We start from the raw sequence: 17018 nt of genomic DNA, 5'->3' as shown, positions 1-17018 counted from the left end.
GAGTTCCCCAGCTTAGAGCCTTGCCCCCGCAGTACCCGACGCCGCGGCGTCGCTCGCATGGCGGGCGAGGTGTTTGAACAGTGCCGGCTCCCAGTCCGGCATCGCGGCCTTGAGCATGAGTTCGTGAGCGGCGCGATAGAGCTTGCCGGCGAGCCAGGAGAAATCCCTGGCCCCGAGCAGATCCGCGGCGATGCTCATGGTGTGACATTGGTCGCGCAGGTCGCCGGCCTCCCCCTGCAGCGTCTCCAGCTGGCGCAGCAGAGCCTCGACCCCGCCCTTGTCCAGGCAGGCGAGCAAGCTGGCGCGCAGTTCATCGAACGCCGGCCGGCAGGCTGCGGCCTTGCCGTCCTCCTCGTCGGCACCGCTGAGCCAGGCCAGGGTTTCACCGTCGACGAAGGGCCGGCCGTCGGCGAACTGCAGCGTGCACAAGCCAGGAATGCGGGCGACGAAGCGCTCCGACGCCAGCCGGATCGAGGACGCCACCTCGGCCATTTCCAGCTGCCGGGCAATCGCAGCCGCAATGAAACTGCCGCGTATCCAGTAGGGGGAGCCGGCAACGCTCTTCTCCACCCGCTGCAGTAGTTGCGGGCTGAGCTTGTTCCCGGCCACCGCCTCCTGGTAGCCCTCCGCCACGTCGCGCGGCACGCCCATCAGTTCGGTGCGCTGCTCGCGCCGGGAGGGCGGCGCCGCGGTCAGGTGCGCCCACAGGGCGAAGCGGCGCAGCAGGTAGCCAGTGGGGTCATAGGGGCTCTGCTGGTTGATGAAGTCGGCCACCGCCAGCAGGGAGCGCTTTGCCTCCCGCTCATCGCCCAGCTTCAGGGCGGCCTCCTCCTTGAAGTAGGCCTCGTCGATCGCGGGGCTGGCGGCCGGACGCGGCGCGGCGCCGGGTGGCCCCGCCGCTGCCCGGCATGTCTCCTCCAGCCGGCGCTGGAACGAGGCCTCCAGGCGGGTGAGCAAGGGCACGTCGAGCTGGGCTGACGAGGCGCAGGCCTGCAGCCTGTCCAACGCCGCGCTTGCCCGCTGCTGCTGCGGCCGGGCCGCGTCATCGGCAGGAATGGAACCCAATGCGGCCATCATCCGCTCCAGCAGCAGCCCAACCAGCCGGCGCTTGTGCGGATAGCCGGTGGGGCCGGGCTTGGGATGGCCGCAATCCCAATAGTGCTCGACCATGCCGGCAAGCAGGCCGGAGGCATCCGCCCATCCGTGCCAGCTGCGCTCGCGCAAGCGGGCGGTGATCAGATGCCCGGCGATCCGGAAGTGCTTGCACTGGCGCGCCAGGTATGAGCAGGCGGACTCTTCGACATAAGCCCAATCCATGGCGGCTTCATGCAGACCGCCCAGCTTGACCATCTCATGATCGATGGCCTGGAAGGTCTCATCTTCCTCATCGAAGACGCCCGCGGGCTGCCTGGCATCCAGCGGCGCAAGCAGCAGTTCGAGATCCAGCGGAGGCGGCCTCACCAGTGACAAGCCTCCCGTTGCAGGGCAATCAAGCCCTGAAGCCCGCTGGCATCGAAGCGCAGGCCGTCCATCTGGGCCGCGTCGCTTTCAACCCGCAAGACACTTCCCGGCTGCGCCAGTTGGCGTAGTTGTTCGATGGCGACCAGGCCGCGACCGGCATCCACCAGCCTGCCGTCCTCCAGCACCTGCCAGGGGCGCGCGCCACCCAGCGGGTGACCGTCCAGAGACAGACGGATCTCCATGCGACTCCTGGCGATCGGCCTGTCGGCAAGCAACTGCAGGCGCGAGATGTTGGACAGGCAGCTGATCACCAGGCGGGTCTGGCCGGCGGGAGCCCCCAAGGCCGGCGCGGACAGGACGACACGTGTCTGCGCCGGCGTGGCGTCCGCCTCCTGCAGCAGGCGGAACCCCTCCTCGTTGGGGGAACGCTCCGTCTCCAGACGCCGTACCAGGCTGACGATGTCCGGCTCCTGCCGCACCGGAGCCGGAACGCTGGCACCATCGGCTTCCCTGCTGTCCGCACCGGGCGGGCTGGGCGGCGTGCCGGCCTCCGCATCGAAGCAGGCAAGCCTTTCCACCGCCGACACGATGTGGACGCAGTCGCGGGGCGCCGCCGCAATCGCCGACTCACCCGAACTGCATCCGGCCGCCGGCGCCAGGAGCAGGCAGAGCAGCGGGCAGAAAAGCCGGCTGGAGTATGTCTTCATGGCGTCCGCCCCTCCACGTCCAGGCGATGGTTCTGGCATTTGTGCGCGAGCGTCCGCTTGGGGATGCCGAGGCTCTCGGCGGCCAGGCGACGGGAGCCTTGCGCGCGGCGCAGCCGGTCGCTCAACAGGTGGCGCTCGAACAAGGTCATGGCTTCGGGCAGGTTGTTCGTGCCCCAGAGCGTCCTCAACAGTTCCAGCTCGTCTCCGGGCGAAGCCCTCTCGCCAGCCGCGGTTTGCAGTTCGGCGAGCGCGTGGGCGCCGATCCAGCCTCCCGGCGCGGCCCTCTCCGCGGCCACCAGTACCAGGCTGCGCAGCTCCCTCACGTTGCCGGGAAAGCGGTGAGCCTGCAGCAACGCCAGGGCCCGCTCCGACAGGCCCATGACATTGCGTTGGTGCTCGCGGTTGAACTGCAAGAGGATGTGCGCCGCCAGCGCCGGAATGTCTTCCCTGCGTTCGCGCAGCGGCGGCAGGTGCAGCACCTGCTGGCGGATGCGGAAATAGAGGTCTTCGCGGAAACGCCCGTCTCCAACCAGTTCCGGCAGCGGACGATGGGTGGCACAGATCAGGCGGAAGTCCGAGCCTTGCTCCCGACTGGCGCCCAGGGGGCGGAACTTCTTCTCGTTGAGCAGGCGCAGCAGGCTGCCCTGCAGGTCCAGGGGCATGTCGCCGATCTCATCCAGGAACAGCGTGCCGCCGTGCGCCGCCGCCACCAGCCCTTCGCGTGCCTGCGCCGCCCCGGTGTAGGCTCCGCGCACGACACCGAACAGCTCCGACTCGATCAGGTCCTTGGGGATCGCGGCGCAGTTCACCGGTACGAACCGTCCCTGGCGGGAAGACGCCTGGTGGATCAGCCAGGCTGCGTGGTCCTTCCCCACGCCGGTCTCGCCAGTGAGCAGCAGCGACAGGGACGAATCCGCCAGGCGCAGCAGTTCGTTGCGCACGCTCTTCGCCGCCGGGCCACCGCCGATGAACTCGGCCGCCAGCAGGCGGCCTGCGCCAGCCCTTTCCCGTTGCCCCGGCCTGGACGGCTCTGCCTTCGCCGGACGCGGGCGCTCCTGCAGGCGCGCCAGCAGCCGCCCGTAGGCCTGGAGCAGAAGCTGCCAGGACGGAGAGACCTGCCAGCCCTGCACTGCGTCCGGCTCGCCCATCACCATCAGCACGCCAGCCGCGCGCATGCTGGAATCGAACAAGGGTGTCACCTGGAGTGCGTCTTGCTGCGGCAACTTCTCCCGCAGGCGCTCGAACCCTTCTCCCACATCCACCAATGTGTCGATGCGTTCCACTCGGCGGGATTGAGCCGCGGTCAGGCTGTAGACCAAGGGGTTGTCCAGCTCGTCCATGGCCAGCGTGGGGAGCACGTCGGCAGGCGCGTGGCCGCCGGCAAGCGGCAGCAAGGCACCGGCCGACGCGTCCCGCCAGTAGCAAGCTCCCGCGCTCAAGCGGTGGGCGGCCATGGCGCCGCGGACGAACACGCCTGCGAGTTCCACCGCCGTGTTCGCCGCGCTCATGTCGCGGATCAGAGTGGCCACGGCCAGCGCCTCGCCGTCGGACGCCGGTTTCATTCGAGCGTCGCGGCGAAACAGCCGCCCTCCCAGTTCAGGCGCGCCAGGCTGAACGCCCTGCCCGCGGCCAGCGATTGGAGCACGGCCAGCGAGAGCGGCGGCATCAGTTCCCCGTCCAGACTCGCGTCCAGCATGCGGGCGCCATGGAGATGCCGGGAGCAGCGAGCGCGCAGTTCGTCGCGCACGCAATCGCCGATGTCGAGTTCCGCCTCGTAGCGCTGGACGAACTGTCTTTGCAGTCGCTGCAAGCGGCTGTCGACGATCTCCGCCAGTACCTCTTCGCCCAGATACCGATAGGGCACCAATTGCATGCGTGCCAGCAGGGCGGGCTTGAAGAACTGCATCAGGCGTTCCCGCAGCGACGGCAGGTCGATGTCCGGAAGCCCCTCGGCCGCACGCTCGAAACCGAGATTGCTGGTGAGGAAGAAGAGGATGTTCCTGCAGTCGATGCACCGCCCTTCCCCATCGGTCAACATGCCCTTGTCGAAGACTTGGTAGAACAGGTTGAGCACTTCCGGATGAGCCTTCTCCACCTCATCCAGCAGCACAACCGAATAGGGTTGCCTGCGGATCGCCTCGGTCAGCACCCCGCCCTCGCCGTAACCGACATAGCCCGGCGGCGCCCCCTGCAGGCGCGAAACGGTATGCCGCTCCTGGTACTCGGACATGTTGATGGTGGTGAGGAAGCGTTCCCCGCCGAACAGCGCCTCCGCGACGGCCAGCGCGGTCTCCGTCTTGCCGACGCCGCTCGGGCCCACCAGCAGGAAGGCGCCCAGCGGCACATCCGGCCGGCGCAGATCCGCCATGGCCGTCAGCAGGTGCCGGTGCAACTGCTCCAGGGCGGCGTCCTGGCCCTTGACGCGCTCGCGCAGCGTGGCCGGAAGCCGCTCCAGCCGGGTCATCTGATCGCTGCCGATCGTGGCCGCCGGTATCCCGGTCCAGTCAGCAATGACCTGGGCGATCTGCTCGGCCCCCACGTCCGCATGCAGCAGCGCGCCCTCTCGCTGCAGGGCCTCCAACTCGGCGACCCTGGCCGCGATGGCCGGTCCCTGCCGGGCTTCCTCCGCTCTCAAGGCGAGGATCTCATCCACCAGTGCGCGCTGGTGCCGCCAGGCCTCCTCTACGCCGACGATCTCGTCCTGCAGCTGTAGCTTGTCGGTCGCCAGCGTGTCCAGGCGGCCCAGCCTCACCTTGCGTCCGGCACTTTCGTCCCGCGCCAGATGCGCCGCTTCAGCCTCGATCTCGCGCAACCGGTTTTCCAGCGCCGCCAGCTGACGCGGCGGCTCCGCCAATGCAGTCGCCACCCGGGCACAGGCGGTATCCAGGACATCGATGGCCTTGTCGGGCAACTGGCGGCCGGAGAGGTAGCGGGCAGCCAGGCTGGCCGCCGCCTGGAGCGCATCCTCACCGATGTAGACCTGGTGCTCCCGTTCGTACACCGGACGCAGGCCGCGGAGAATATGTACCGTCTGCTCCGGCGTGGGCTCGTCCAGTTTGACCAGCTGGAAACGGCGGGTCAGCGCCGGGTCCTTCTCGAAGTACTTCTTGTATTCGGACCAGGTGGTCGCCGCGATCGTCCTCAACTCCCCGCGCGCCAGGGCCGGTTTGAGCAGATTGGCCGCATCGCTGCCGCCAGCCGCATTGCCGGCGCCGATCAAGGTGTGCGCTTCGTCGATGAAGAGGATGATCGGTTCGGGCGAGGCTTTCACTTCGTCGATCACCGCCCTCAACCGTTTCTCGAATTCTCCCTTCACCGAAGCGCCCGCCTGCAGGGCGCCGAGATCCAGCCCCCACAGCTGGATGCCACGCAGCGCCAGCGGCACCCGGCCCTGTATCACGCGCAGCGCCAACCCCTCCACCACGGCGCTCTTGCCCACCCCTGCATCCCCCACGACGATGGGGTTGTTCTTCCGTCGGCGCGACAAGATATCGATCATCAGGTCGATCTCGCGGTCGCGGCAAAGCACCGGATCAATCCGCCCGCCCCGGGCCTGGGCGGTGAAATCGTGGCCGTACTTCCCCAGCGCGCTCTCGCCCTCTTGCCTGGCTGGCCGACCTTCCGACGTGCCTGCCGCAGGCAGCGCCTCCGCCGACGCCGAAAGGAAGGCCGAGAATTGCCTGCGCAGCGTCTCCCTGTTGATTGCGTCCAGCAGTTGGATGGCGGGCAGAGGCAGATAGCGGGCCGGCTTGAGCAGCATGGCGAGCAGCAAGGCACCGCTGCGCATGCTCCCCAGCCCGAACTCGACCGAACCCAACAGCCAGGCCTCCTGGACGAGCTCGACCAGCAAGGGCGAAAACGCCGGATAAGCGCCCCGAACAGTTCCCGCGCCGGACCAGGCTGTGGCCAACGCCTGCCTGACCTCCTCCACGTCCAGGCCGGCACTGGCCAGCACCATGCAGACATCGCACTGGGGCTGCTCAAGCAAAGCGGCCAATAGATGCGCGACCGTCACCTCGTCACCGTGCTGGCTCATGCACAAGGCCCCTGCGCTCTCCAATGCCTGTCGGCAGAAAGGATTGAGGCGCTCCAGGAGCGCAGGAAGATCGACGACTAGCACGGCACACCTCCCTCTCTTCGCCATCCGCCTCTGGGGCCGGATCACGGATCAATCTCTACGTCATTTTCAATCAATTCAATAATCATAATACAAATGCATTTCCAATAATCACTTCATCACATAAACTGAAGTTCAGCCCCACTACCCCGGCTCCCCTGCGCTATGCCAGCAACGCCGCAGGAGGCGCAGACACCAGGGGCAACCTAAGTGCTACTCGCTCCAGGGCCACGCCTCCGCGCTTCCAGCATCGAGTTGTGCTCAGGAGCAGGACATCTCTGGACATGCAGGCAGCGAGACCGGCCTCGAGCCTTTCCCGCCCGCCTGGTCGCTTTTCAACAATTTGTCGGCAAGGAGTGCGCAATGGCGCAGAAAGATGGATCCGTCGCACCGAAGGAGCGCATCAACATCAAGTACGTCCCGGCCACGGGCGGACAACAGGAGGAGGTCGAACTTCCTCTGAAGATGCTGGTGACGGGCGACTTCAAGGGGTACGAAGAGGCCACGCCGCTGGAGGAGCGCACCGCGGTGCGGATCGACAAGGACAATTTCAACAGCGTCATGGAGAAGGCCGGACTCACGCTGAACATGGACGTGCCTTCGATGCTTGAGGGCAAGGAAGACGACACGCTTAACGTCAAGCTGTCGTTCGCGGGCATGAAGGACTTCAGCCCCGACGCCATCGCCCAGCAAGTCCCCGAGCTCAATACCTTGCTCGCGCTGCGGGAGGCCCTGGTAGCGCTGAAGGGCCCGATGGGAAACATCCCTGCCTTCCGGAAGAAGATCGAAACCCTGCTGGAGGACGAAGCCGCCCGCGGCAAGCTGAGCGAAGAGCTGGACGCGCTCTTCAGCCCCGCCCGGGATCAGTGACAGCGCCCCTCCCACTCATCGATGCCCTTGGTCTCTAAGGAACCGCACAGCATGAACGAGCAAATTGCAGAGGCGCCGGCCCTGGCGTCGCAACCCGGCAGCCTCCTTGCCAACATCATGGCGCAGACCCGTCTGGCGCCCGATCAGGAGGGTTATGCCGTCGCCGAGCGCGGCGTGGCCACCTTCATCGCCGAGATGCTCAAGAGCAACGACCGCGAGCGCCCCATCAACAAGCTGCTGGTCGACAGCATGATCGCCGAGATCGACCAGAAACTCGGCAGGCAGATGGATGCCATCCTCCATCAGCCGCAGTTTCAGGAACTGGAATCTGCCTGGCGCGGGCTGAAGCACCTGGTGGACAACACCGACTTCCGCGAGAACATCGAAATCGAGCTGCTCCACGTCACCAAGGCCGAAATGCTGGAGGATTTCGAGAGCGCGGGCGACATCACCCGCAGCGGCTTGTACAAGCACATCTACACCTCGGGCTACGGCCAGTTCGGCGGCAAACCGATCGCTTGCACCGTGAGCAACTACACCTTCGGCCCCACGGCCCCCGACATCAAGCTGCTCGGCTATGTCGCCGCGGTCGGCGCCATGGCCCACGCCCCTTTCCTGGCCGCTGCCGGCCCGGAGATGCTCAACATCGACTCCTTCCAGGATCTGCCCAACCTCAAGGAGATCAAGGACATCTTCGAGGGCCCCCGTTTCGCCAAATGGCGGGGGCTCCGCGAATCGGAAGACGCGCGTTACCTCGGCCTGACGATGCCGCGCTTTCTGCTCCGCCAGCCTTACGACCCGCTGGAGAATCCGGTGCGCCGCTTCAACTACAAGGAAAACATCGACGGCAGGCACGCCCACTATCTGTGGGGCAACTCCGCTTTCCTGCTGGCAGGCCGCATCAACGACAGCTTCGCCAAGTACCGCTGGTGCCCCAACATCATCGGTCCGCAGTCCGGCGGCACGGTGCACGACCTTCCGGTTCATCTCTACGAGTCCCTGGGACAGTTGCAGGCCAAGATACCCACCGAGGTCCTGGTATCCGACCGCCGCGAGTTCGAGCTTTCCGGCGAAGGCTTCATCCCGCTGACCATGCGCAAGGACAGCGACAACGCCGCCTTCTTTTCCGCCAACTCGGTACAGAAGCCCAAGCTCTTCGCCAAGACCCCCGAGGGCGAAGCGGCGCAGACCAACTATCTGCTCGGCACCCAGCTCCCTTACATGTTCATCATCAACCGCCTGGCGCACTACATCAAAGTGCTGCAGCGGGAGCAGATCGGCAGCTGGAAAGAACGGCAGGACCTGGAGCGGGAGCTCAACAACTGGCTGCGCCAGTACATCGCCGACCAGGAAAACCCCTCCGCCGATGTGCGCAGCCGGCGTCCGCTGCGGGCGGCCCGGGTTATCGTGCGGGATGTGGCTGGCAATCCGGGCTGGTATCAGGTCTCCATGTCGGTGCGGCCCCACTTCAAGTACATGGGCGCCAGCTTCGAACTGTCGCTCGTCGGGCGGCTGGACAAGGAGTAAGCCCCGGAGGCCGTCATGCCACGTGTTCCCGGCCGGGGCAGCCTGTTCGAGCGGCTGACCCCGGAGCTGCCTCCGTATCGCGCACGCTCGCCGCATGACCTTGCTGCAGAGCGCGTCCAGGCGGTCAAGCGCCATCTGGAATGGATCCTCAACACCCGCCGGGGCAGCGCTCCCAGCTGCCCCGAGCTGGGTTTGCCGGATTTCAACGATGCCGCCATCGGCAGCGAGGATCTGCGCCTGACTCTCTGCACGGCCATACACCAACTGATCACCCGCTTCGAACCGCGGGTGCAGCAGGTGGAAGTGCGATCACGCCCGGAGGAGCACGGCCCTGCGCTGCTGCAGTTCCGTGTTCATTGCGTGATGCCGGTGGACGGGGTGAAGGAGCAGGTGGAAATCGACCTCCTCATCCATTGTCCGGACCAGTTCGCAAAGGTCCCCTGAGACCCGGACCAGGACCAGGACCACTCAGATGCCGCTTAGAACGAAATTCCGTGAAGAGATGGAGTTCCTGCGCCGGATAGGCCGGGAGTTCGCGCACGAGAACCCGCAACTGGCCCACTTCCTGGGAGAAGAGGCCAACGACCCCGACGTCCAGCGCCTGCTGGAAGGAGTCGCCTTCCTGACGGCCAAGATGAGCCTGAAGATCGAGGATGACTTCCCCGAACTCACTCATTCCCTGCTGCAGTTGCTCTGGCCCAACTACCTCCGCCCGCTGCCCAGCATGACCATGGTGCGCTTCGAACCGATGGAGAACGAAGTCACCACCCGCAAGCGGATACACAAGGGCACGCCGCTGCTGTCGCGGGCGGTCGAGGGCGTGCAGTGCCAGTTCCGTACCTGCAAGGAGGTGGAAGTCTTCCCGCTGCGCATCGCCGCGGTCAGCGACGCCCATTCCCAGGAAAAATCCATCCTGCGCGTCGAGCTCGAGCCGACAAGCCTGGATTTCGTCCTCAGCGACATGGATTGCGACCGGCTCGAGTTCCATCTGAGCGGCGACGACACCACCGCCCGCAACCTCTATCTCTGGTTGGCGCGCTACCTGGAGCAGATCCGGGTCGACATCGATGGCACCGCCCGACACCTGCGCCCGGACGTCCTTGAGTTTCCCGGTTTCAGTCCGGAGGAAGCCTTGCTGCCCTATCCGCGGAACGTCTTCGACGGCTACCGGATCCTGCAGGAGTACTTCGTTTTTCCCCAGCGTTTCCATTTCTTCGCCCTCAATCAACTCCGCCCCCTGTGGCCCCGCCACAAATGCCAGCGGGTCCGGCTGGAGTTCCACTTCAGCCGCCCCATGCCGGCGGGCACCCGACTGCACAACGGCGATCTGTCGCTGTACTGCGCGCCGGCGGCGAATCTGTTCGACCACGCGGCCGAGCCCATCCTCCTCGATGGACGCTCGGCGGACCACAGGCTGAGCCCTGCCGGCCTGCGTCCAGATGCCTACGAGGTCTTCAGCATCGACGAGGTCAGCGGCTGGCAGAACGGCGCCCATGGCAAGCCCGGGCGCTGGCTGCGCACCTACCACCCTTTCGAGTCCCTGCAGCACGAGATCGAGCACAGCCAGGGCCGCACGGCGCTCTACTACCGCACCCGCCTGGAGAACACCCATGGCAGCAGCGGCATCCAGCACCGCATCGCCTTCGTTCGCGCCGACGAGACCGAGTACATCGGCGAGAGCGAAACCGTTTCCCTGTCACTCACCTGCACCAACCGGGATCTGCCGCTGTCGCTGGGCCCGGGCGACATCTGCCTTGGCACGCTGGGTGCAATGGAAACGCCCAATTTCGTCCGCTTCCGCAACATCACCGCGCCCACGCCGTCCTACCGGCCGGTACTCGACGGCGAGCTGCACTGGAGCTTGATCTCCAACCTCTCGCTCAACTATCTCTCGCTGCTCTCCGTCGAGCCCCTGCGCGCCGTCATCCGTGCCTACGACTTCGCCGCCCTGCACGACATCCGCCAGGCCAGGGCCAGCCACAAGCGGGTGGCAGCCATCCAGGATGCCAGCACCTCCCCCGCAGACAGGCTGGTCCGCGGTCTGCCCGTCCGTGGCATGCGGACGAGTCTCCGTGTGGATGGCGCCGGCTTCCTCTGTGAGGGCGACCTCTATCTCTTCTGCACGGTGCTGAGCCAGTTCTTCTCGCTCTACGCCAGCATCAATTCCTTTCACATGCTGGAAGCAGTCAACACCAGCAACCACGAGCACTACTCATGGCCCATGCAGATCGGCAAACAACCCCTGATCTAGCCGACACCGTGCTGGCCGAAGCCCGCAGCAGCAACTTCTTCAGCCTGCTGGAGCGCTTGCATCGCCTGCACGGCGACGACCTCGAAGCCCGGGACCGCCTGCGCCCCGGGCGCCAGCGCGTACGGCTGTCCGCATATGCCGGGCTGGGCTTTCCCGCCGCAGACGTCTCCCGGGCCACCCGCCTGCCGGCAGCATCGACCAGCGACTACCTCGTGCAGGCAACCTTCCTCGGCCTGCATGGCCCCGACTCCCCCCTGCCCGGCTACTACCTCGACCGCCTGGCCTACGAAGCCGGCCAGGGCGTCGGCATACGCCCGGCTTTCCTGGATGTCTTCCACCACCGGCTGCTGATCCAGTTGCACCAGGCTTGGCGCAAGTACCGCTACTACATGCGCTTTCGCCAAGGCGCGGACGACCATTTCTCACGCTGTGTGTTCGCGCTGATCGGGCTGGGCGACGCTCGCCTGCGTGGCGAAACCCCCATCGCCTGGAGCCGTCTCCTGAGTTTTGCCGGCATGGTGGCAAGCCGCAGCCGCTCCCCCGGCATGGTGGCCGGCATCATTGCCCACTGCTTCGACCTGCGAACCGTTCACATCCGCCAGTTCGAGCTACGCCACACCGCGGTGCCGGAAGACCAGCGCAACAAGCTGGGACGAAGGAACTGCACGCTGGCACGGGATTTCGTCCTGGGGAGGCGGGTCAGGAGCCGCCACAGCAAGTTCACCATCTGCATCCCCGCCCTGAGCCGGCAGCGCTTTCGCGATTTTCTCCCCAGCGGGGTCGAATTCCCCCGCCTGCGGAAACTCATCGACTTCCTGCTGCGCGACCCTCATGCCTACGACATCGAACTGGGCCTGCGCGTGGATGAGGTCCCGTCCTTCAACATTGCCCGCAGTGCCGGCAGCCATCTGGGCTGGACAAGTTTCCTGCGGCCGGCAGAGGGACAACGGCCGCCGACAGTTCGCGTGAAGGTTCGCCAATGAGTAACCTCGACAGCTATTCCCGGGTGGCCTTGATCGTCACCAACCCCCAGGCCCTGCGCCTGGGCAGTCTGCCCAGGCATCACTTTGACCGGCATGGCGGCTTCATCGGCTCGCAGCGTGCGGACTGGCTGCTGGACGACGGCCGGCGGAGCATCAGCCCATCGCACTGCCAGGTCATCTGGGACGATGGTGCCTTCTGCCTGGTCGACCGCAGCGGCGATACCCGCATCAACGACAACCCGGCACCACTCGGCAGAGACGTCAGTGTCCGCCTCACACAAGGCGATCACATCCAGGTCGGCCCCTTCCGCATCGCGGTGCACCTGGAACAGGCGCACCGCGATCTGCCCGATCCCGACCGTCACCTCGCCGAACACAGCATCGAGGAATTGCTCTACGCCGAACACGGCGACGCCTCAGAGCGGGACGGCCCGGTGCTCTTGCCGGAAGGCCGGCATTCGTCCCGTTCCTCCCCTTCCGGCGATTCGCACGATCTGCTGGCAACACTCATGCAGACATCGGGGCAGGCCGTGCTTGACCCCCTGCTCGCGCTGGACCAGGCCCGCGCCATGCGAGCCTCCGCCTCCGAGTCATCGGCTTCCAAAGGCATCCCACGCGCGGAGCAGGTGCCTCCCGCCCTCGAGGCCGTTTTGGAGTCAGCCCCTTCCCCAACCTTCGGAGACGACCGAATGCCGCGATATGACTTCTCCAGCACCCCTGCCCTCCTCTCCTCGGACGGGGTGGCAGAGGCTCATACTCTGCTACGCCCGCTCCTCGACGGCCTGGGCCTCTCCGCCAGCGACGTGGACAGCACCCGCCTGATGTTCGACTCCGGCCAGGCCATCCGGGCCTTCGTGCAGGGGCTGCTCACCCTGCGCAGCGGTACCCATGGTGACGGCAAGCTCCACCTGCAGAGCCGTACACTGCAACCGATAGAAGACAACCCGCTGCACCTGGAGCAGAGCTGCGACGACACCCTCCGCGCCCTGTTTTCCAACCAGCGCAGCCAGGTTCACCTTTCCCCCAGGGCCGCGGTGGAGGAGAGCCTGGATGAACTGGGCCGGCACCAATACGCCATCCAGCAAGGCATCGAAGCCGGCTTGACTGCCCTGCTGCAGGCTTTCGCCCCAGAGCAGTTGCTGCAACGCTTCCATCGCTACCAGCCCACCTCGGCCGCTCCTGGGCAGCCCGACGACTGGGCCTGGGAGATGTACACCCATTACTACAGGGAACTCAGCTCCAATCGCCAGCGCGGCTTCTCCAAACTGTTCTGGGAAGTGTTCGAACAGCATTTCGACCGCGCCATGCGCGCGGAAGCGTAATGAGGCGGACGCTCACCATCCTGCTGGCCACCTTTCAGGTCGCCGCCTGCGGCACGGTGAGCGACGCGCTCAAGAAAACCGCTCAGGTCCTGATGGATCCCTCCATCCAGGTTGGCCCGAACGCGGATCAGCCAACCCAGATCGCACTCAGCCTCTATGCAGACCGGGATGTCAATCCCAACCCTGAGAGCGCGATAGCCGACCCGGCAGCGCCGGATACCGACCAGCCTCCGACGGTACCGCCGGACGAAGGAAATGACAGCCCCTACGCCATCCGCCTGAACGGGGCGAGCCAAGCAGAACTGGTCGAGAGCCTGCGCATCCTGCTGGCCCATCTCCAGGAGAGCCCCAGCGCCACGCCACCCTCGATCTCCTCAGGGAAGCAGCAGGCAGAAGCTCCGGTCCCGCCCGTCGCGCCTCGCCCCGCCAGTGCGTATCCGGCGGGCCTCTTGATGTCCTTACCAGCCAATACAGCCACGGCATATGACAAAATCTTCCGGAAAGCAGTGGAGGGCGGGACCACCGCCGCCCCCCCGACACCGCCAAGCCAGCAAGCCAATCAAGCGCTCGCACCCGGCCAATATCAACCGGGCTCGCACCTGCCGGACATCCCCTCGACGGCGTCTTCGGCGAGCCCCTCGGGCAGCGAGCTCGCGACCCCCATCGCCTTCAAGGTACTGCAGCTCAAGGACGACTCCCTGCTGCTCAACGCCAGCGCCGAGCAGTTGTGGCTAGAAACCAAGAAAGCCCTGGGCAGCACCTATCTCAGCATGGATGACTATGTGCTGCTTCCCGGGCAGTTCAAGTACATCAATTTCCGGCCGATCGACGCCGACGCCAATTACATCGCGGTCGTCGCCAATTTCCGTGATCCGAATGCCTCCACCTGGAAGCAAGTGCTGCGGGTCCCTCCCCGCGGGGAACGGTACGCCTTGCTGATCTCCTTCCAGGGCAGGCACCTTGCCCTCACCGATGAACGTCATCCGCCCGCCCCGCCACCGCAATCGAGCAGGAAACCATGAGCAGCAAGAACCAGATCATTCTCAGCGAGGGAACCTTCTTCGAGCCGCAGCACTTCCAGCAGCTCGTGCGCGTGCTGGAACACCAGCTCAGCAGCCGTGCCGACGGCATGGCTTCCTATCCCTACGGGTTCACCGACCTGCAGGTGAACCAGGAATACCTCGCATTCGGAAAGATCGCCATTACGCACGCCAGAGGGGTAATGCCGGACGGCACCGTTTTCAACATCCCCAACGACCAGCCGCCACCGGAACCGCTCGTGATAGGCGACAGCGCCGCCGACAACCAGCTTGTCTACCTGACGCTGCCCCACCGCTCCGACGGCGTCATGGAAGTCCGCTGGCCGGAAACCTATGCCCATCACCGCTACGTCATGCGGGCGGAAGAGCTGCTGGACACCCACAGCCAGGCCGGCGACTACCGGTCCATCGACCTGGCTGTCCCCAACCTGCAGCTGGCCCTGGAGCGGGAGGACCGCAGCGCCTACGCCTGCCTTCCCTTCGCCCGCATCTGCGGTCGCCGTGCCGACGGCAGCCTGCTGCTGGATGAGCGCTTTTACCCGACCGCACTCTCCCTGCAGGCGATTCCCCCGCTAGGCCGCTTCCTGGGAGAAGTCAGCTCGCTCATGCGCGAGCGGGCCCGCACACTTGCCCAGCGCATTGGCAGCCCGGGGCAGGCGGGGGTTGCCGATGTCACGGATTTCCAGCTGCTCCAGGCCTTCAACCGCCTGTACGCCGAATTCCTGCACCTCTCCCGCCAGCCGACCACCCATCCGGGCCAGCTCTATTGTGCCTTCCTCGCTGCCATCGGCGAGCTGGCCACCTTCATGGAGCAGGAACGCCTCGCCCCCGACCTTCCGGCCTACCGGCATGAAGACCTGGCCAACAGTTTTCAGCCGCTCGAGGCCACACTGCGCCGCTATCTCAGCAGCGTCCTTCAGCCGCGGGCGGTATCCCTCCCTCTCGTCAAACAGCAGTACGGAATCCACACCGCTCAGGTAGCCGACACAACGCTGCTGGACCATGCGGACTTCATTCTTGCCGTCACCGCGCAGCTCCCGGTGGAGCGGCTGCGCCAGCTGTTCCTGCAACAGGTCAAGGTCGCTTCCATGGAACGTCTGAGCGAACTCGTCAGCCGCCAGCTGCCCGGCATCCCGCTGGCGCCGCTGCCGGTGGCGCCGCGCCAATTGCCCTTCCATGCCGGGTACACCTACTTCCAGCTCGACAGGAACCATCCCGCCTGGCAGCAGATGATGCACAACACCGCTGGCATCGGCTTCCACATCACCGGTGACTATCCCGGGCTGAACATGAACCTCTGGGCCATTAGAGAGAGGACGCAATGAGCACGACCGTCGACATCAACCGCGAGAGCGACTTCCATCGCGCGCCGCCCTCCCCGGCCATCGCCCGCAAGGACGACATCGCCTTCGACACCGTCGCCCACCTGGACCAGGACGCAGACCTGGCCTTCCAGCTGCGCGGGCACAGCATCAACCCGCTGGTAGACGCCGCCATGCCCTTGTTCGGCCTGGTCATCCGCCTGCGCAGGCTGGAGTCATACAACCACGTCAATGAGCTCCACGTCACCGTACGCGACCAGATCAAGGCAATCGACGATGAGATTCTCCTCCACGGCTACGACAGGGTCACCCAGATGGCCTACCGCTACGCCCTGTGCAGCTTCGTCGACGACGCGGTAATGAGCACGCCCTGGGGCTCCAACTCGCCATGGGCGGAGCGCTCGCTGCTCAGCGTTTTCCACAACGAGACCTGGGGGGGCGAGAAATTCTTCACCGTGCTGTCGCGCATGCAGATGGAACCCGAGCGCTACCGCGATGTGCTGGAGTTCAAGTACCTGTGCCTATGCCTGGGCTTCAAAGGCAAGTACGGCATACAGCACAACCAGGCCGAATCGCTCAATACCCTCATCGTGAAACTGCATCGGGTGCTGCGCCCTCTTCGCGGGGAGGCCCCCGAACAGCTGACCGACGCGCGGGCAAACATTGCCTCCCAACGCTATCGCCTCAGCCGGCAGTGGCCGGTGTGGATGCCCTGGGTCATCGCGCTTGCGGCGCTGGCATGCATCTATGCCCTCTTCGCTCTCAGGCTGAACGACACCACCGAACTCGTTCTGCATTCCCTGGACCGCATCCTCAAGCACTGAACCCTGCAACTGACGGGAAGCCCCATGCCCCAGCAATCCGCCCTGCGCTTCACCTTCAGCATCGGCGACACCGCCTTCGAGGTCATCGAATTCACCCTCGACGAAGGCCTCTCCGAGGGCTACCGCCTCGAACTCGACCTCGCCAGCCCCGACCCCGCCATCGACTTCGCCACCGTCCTCGACGCCCCCGCCCACTTCACCCTCTGGCACGCCCACTCCCCCCTGCGCCACCTCTGGGGCCAGGTCTCCACCTTCGAACAGGGCGACACCGGCTTTCGCCGCACCCGCTACCGCGCCCTGGTCGAACCCCGCCTCGCCCGCCTTTCCCTCTGCGCCAACTGGCGCATCTTCCAGCACCAGAACGTACCCGCAATCCTCCAACGCCTCATGGCCGAACACGGCATCACCGCCTACGCCCAGCAACTCACCGAGCCCCACCGCCCCCGCGAGTACTGCGTCCAGGCCGGCGACAGCGACCTCGACTTCCTCCTGCGCCTGGCCGCCGAAGAAGGCCTCTTCCACCGCTTCGACCACCACGCCGACGGCTGCACCCTCCTGCACGGCGACAGCCTCCAGGGCCAGGGCGGGATCGAG

At 65.9% G+C, this 17018-nt stretch carries 14 protein-coding genes; 10 read left to right on the top strand and 4 right to left on the bottom strand.

Annotation, left to right across the window (positions count from 1 at the left end):
- Positions 1 to 12: 12 nt before the first annotated feature.
- From tssA to tssH, 4 genes are read right to left on the bottom strand one after another with little or no spacing between them, the layout of a single operon-like run.
- Positions 13 to 1461: a type VI secretion system protein TssA gene (gene tssA, locus GRF61_RS11130; RefSeq protein WP_211165900.1), complete on the bottom strand. Its 1449-nt coding sequence runs from the start codon at positions 1459 to 1461 to the stop codon at positions 13 to 15.
- Positions 1458 to 2168 (bottom strand): type VI secretion system-associated protein VasI, encoded by a 711-nt coding sequence (gene vasI, locus GRF61_RS11125; RefSeq protein WP_169150724.1) that lies wholly within the window; start codon positions 2166 to 2168, stop codon positions 1458 to 1460. The genes tssA and vasI overlap by 4 nt, the downstream gene beginning before the upstream one ends.
- Positions 2165 to 3730, bottom strand: a complete 1566-nt coding sequence (locus tag GRF61_RS11120) for a sigma 54-interacting transcriptional regulator (protein WP_169150723.1) — start codon at positions 3728 to 3730, stop codon at positions 2165 to 2167. Before GRF61_RS11120 ends, vasI begins: the two co-directional genes overlap by 4 nt.
- The gene (gene tssH, locus GRF61_RS11115) at positions 3727 to 6288 is read right to left on the bottom strand and encodes a type VI secretion system ATPase TssH (protein WP_211165899.1); all 2562 of its coding nucleotides are present in this window, start codon (positions 6286 to 6288) and stop codon (positions 3727 to 3729) included. Before tssH ends, GRF61_RS11120 begins: the two co-directional genes overlap by 4 nt.
- A 360-nt stretch (positions 6289 to 6648) precedes the next feature.
- Between tssH and tssB the strand changes: the two genes are divergently transcribed.
- From tssB to vgrG, 10 genes are all read left to right on the top strand, one after another.
- Positions 6649 to 7155 (top strand): type VI secretion system contractile sheath small subunit, encoded by a 507-nt coding sequence (tssB, locus tag GRF61_RS11110; protein WP_169150722.1) that lies wholly within the window; start codon positions 6649 to 6651, stop codon positions 7153 to 7155.
- A 51-nt stretch (positions 7156 to 7206) separates the two neighbouring features.
- Positions 7207 to 8682 (top strand): type VI secretion system contractile sheath large subunit, encoded by a 1476-nt coding sequence (gene tssC / locus GRF61_RS11105; protein ID WP_169150721.1) that lies wholly within the window; start codon positions 7207 to 7209, stop codon positions 8680 to 8682.
- A 15-nt stretch (positions 8683 to 8697) separates the two neighbouring features.
- On the top strand, positions 8698 to 9126 hold the full coding sequence (gene tssE, locus GRF61_RS11100; RefSeq protein ID WP_169150720.1) for a type VI secretion system baseplate subunit TssE: 429 nt from the start codon (positions 8698 to 8700) through the stop codon (positions 9124 to 9126).
- Between the two features lie 28 nt (positions 9127 to 9154).
- On the top strand, positions 9155 to 10933 hold the full coding sequence (tssF, locus tag GRF61_RS11095; protein ID WP_169150719.1) for a type VI secretion system baseplate subunit TssF: 1779 nt from the start codon (positions 9155 to 9157) through the stop codon (positions 10931 to 10933).
- Between the two features lie 8 nt (positions 10934 to 10941).
- Positions 10942 to 11916 carry a type VI secretion system baseplate subunit TssG gene (tssG, locus tag GRF61_RS11090; protein ID WP_211165898.1) on the top strand — a complete coding sequence of 325 codons (975 nt, stop codon included), beginning with the start codon at positions 10942 to 10944 and terminating at the stop codon, positions 11914 to 11916.
- Positions 11913 to 13238: a type VI secretion system-associated FHA domain protein TagH gene (gene tagH / locus GRF61_RS11085; RefSeq protein WP_169150717.1), complete on the top strand. Its 1326-nt coding sequence runs from the start codon at positions 11913 to 11915 to the stop codon at positions 13236 to 13238. The genes tssG and tagH overlap by 4 nt, the downstream gene beginning before the upstream one ends.
- Positions 13238 to 14260, top strand: a complete 1023-nt coding sequence (gene tssJ, locus GRF61_RS11080) for a type VI secretion system lipoprotein TssJ (RefSeq protein WP_169150716.1) — start codon at positions 13238 to 13240, stop codon at positions 14258 to 14260. The genes tagH and tssJ overlap by 1 nt, the downstream gene beginning before the upstream one ends.
- Positions 14257 to 15603: a type VI secretion system baseplate subunit TssK gene (tssK, locus tag GRF61_RS11075; RefSeq protein ID WP_169150715.1), complete on the top strand. Its 1347-nt coding sequence runs from the start codon at positions 14257 to 14259 to the stop codon at positions 15601 to 15603. The genes tssJ and tssK overlap by 4 nt, the downstream gene beginning before the upstream one ends.
- On the top strand, positions 15600 to 16424 hold the full coding sequence (gene icmH / locus GRF61_RS11070) for a type IVB secretion system protein IcmH/DotU (RefSeq protein ID WP_169150714.1): 825 nt from the start codon (positions 15600 to 15602) through the stop codon (positions 16422 to 16424). The genes tssK and icmH overlap by 4 nt, the downstream gene beginning before the upstream one ends.
- A 24-nt stretch (positions 16425 to 16448) precedes the next feature.
- A partial coding sequence (gene vgrG / locus GRF61_RS11065) for a type VI secretion system tip protein VgrG (protein WP_169150713.1) occupies positions 16449 to 17018 on the top strand: 570 nt, incomplete at its 3' end.

Origin of the sequence: Azoarcus sp. TTM-91 (assembly GCF_012911025.1) — a bacterium.
GTDB lineage: Bacteria > Pseudomonadota > Gammaproteobacteria > Burkholderiales > Rhodocyclaceae > Azoarcus.
The sequence above is the reverse complement of the archived record's forward strand: the minus strand, read 5'-3'. Positions and strand labels throughout refer to the sequence as shown.

What these genes read in the sequence shown, in the direction of transcription:
- vasI (WP_169150724.1), bottom strand. Translation starts at nt 2,168, where the DNA reads ATGAAGACATACTCCAGCCGGCTTTTCTGCCCGCTGCTCTGCCTGCTC.
- GRF61_RS11120 (WP_169150723.1), bottom strand. Translation starts at nt 3,730, where the DNA reads ATGAAACCGGCGTCCGACGGCGAGGCGCTGGCCGTGGCCACTCTGATC.
- tssB (WP_169150722.1), top strand. Translation starts at nt 6,649, where the DNA reads ATGGCGCAGAAAGATGGATCCGTCGCACCGAAGGAGCGCATCAACATC.
- tssC (WP_169150721.1), top strand. Translation starts at nt 7,207, where the DNA reads ATGAACGAGCAAATTGCAGAGGCGCCGGCCCTGGCGTCGCAACCCGGC.
- tssE (WP_169150720.1), top strand. Translation starts at nt 8,698, where the DNA reads ATGCCACGTGTTCCCGGCCGGGGCAGCCTGTTCGAGCGGCTGACCCCG.
- tssF (WP_169150719.1), top strand. Translation starts at nt 9,155, where the DNA reads ATGCCGCTTAGAACGAAATTCCGTGAAGAGATGGAGTTCCTGCGCCGG.
- tagH (WP_169150717.1), top strand. Translation starts at nt 11,913, where the DNA reads ATGAGTAACCTCGACAGCTATTCCCGGGTGGCCTTGATCGTCACCAAC.
- tssJ (WP_169150716.1), top strand. Translation starts at nt 13,238, where the DNA reads ATGAGGCGGACGCTCACCATCCTGCTGGCCACCTTTCAGGTCGCCGCC.
- tssK (WP_169150715.1), top strand. Translation starts at nt 14,257, where the DNA reads ATGAGCAGCAAGAACCAGATCATTCTCAGCGAGGGAACCTTCTTCGAG.
- icmH (WP_169150714.1), top strand. Translation starts at nt 15,600, where the DNA reads ATGAGCACGACCGTCGACATCAACCGCGAGAGCGACTTCCATCGCGCG.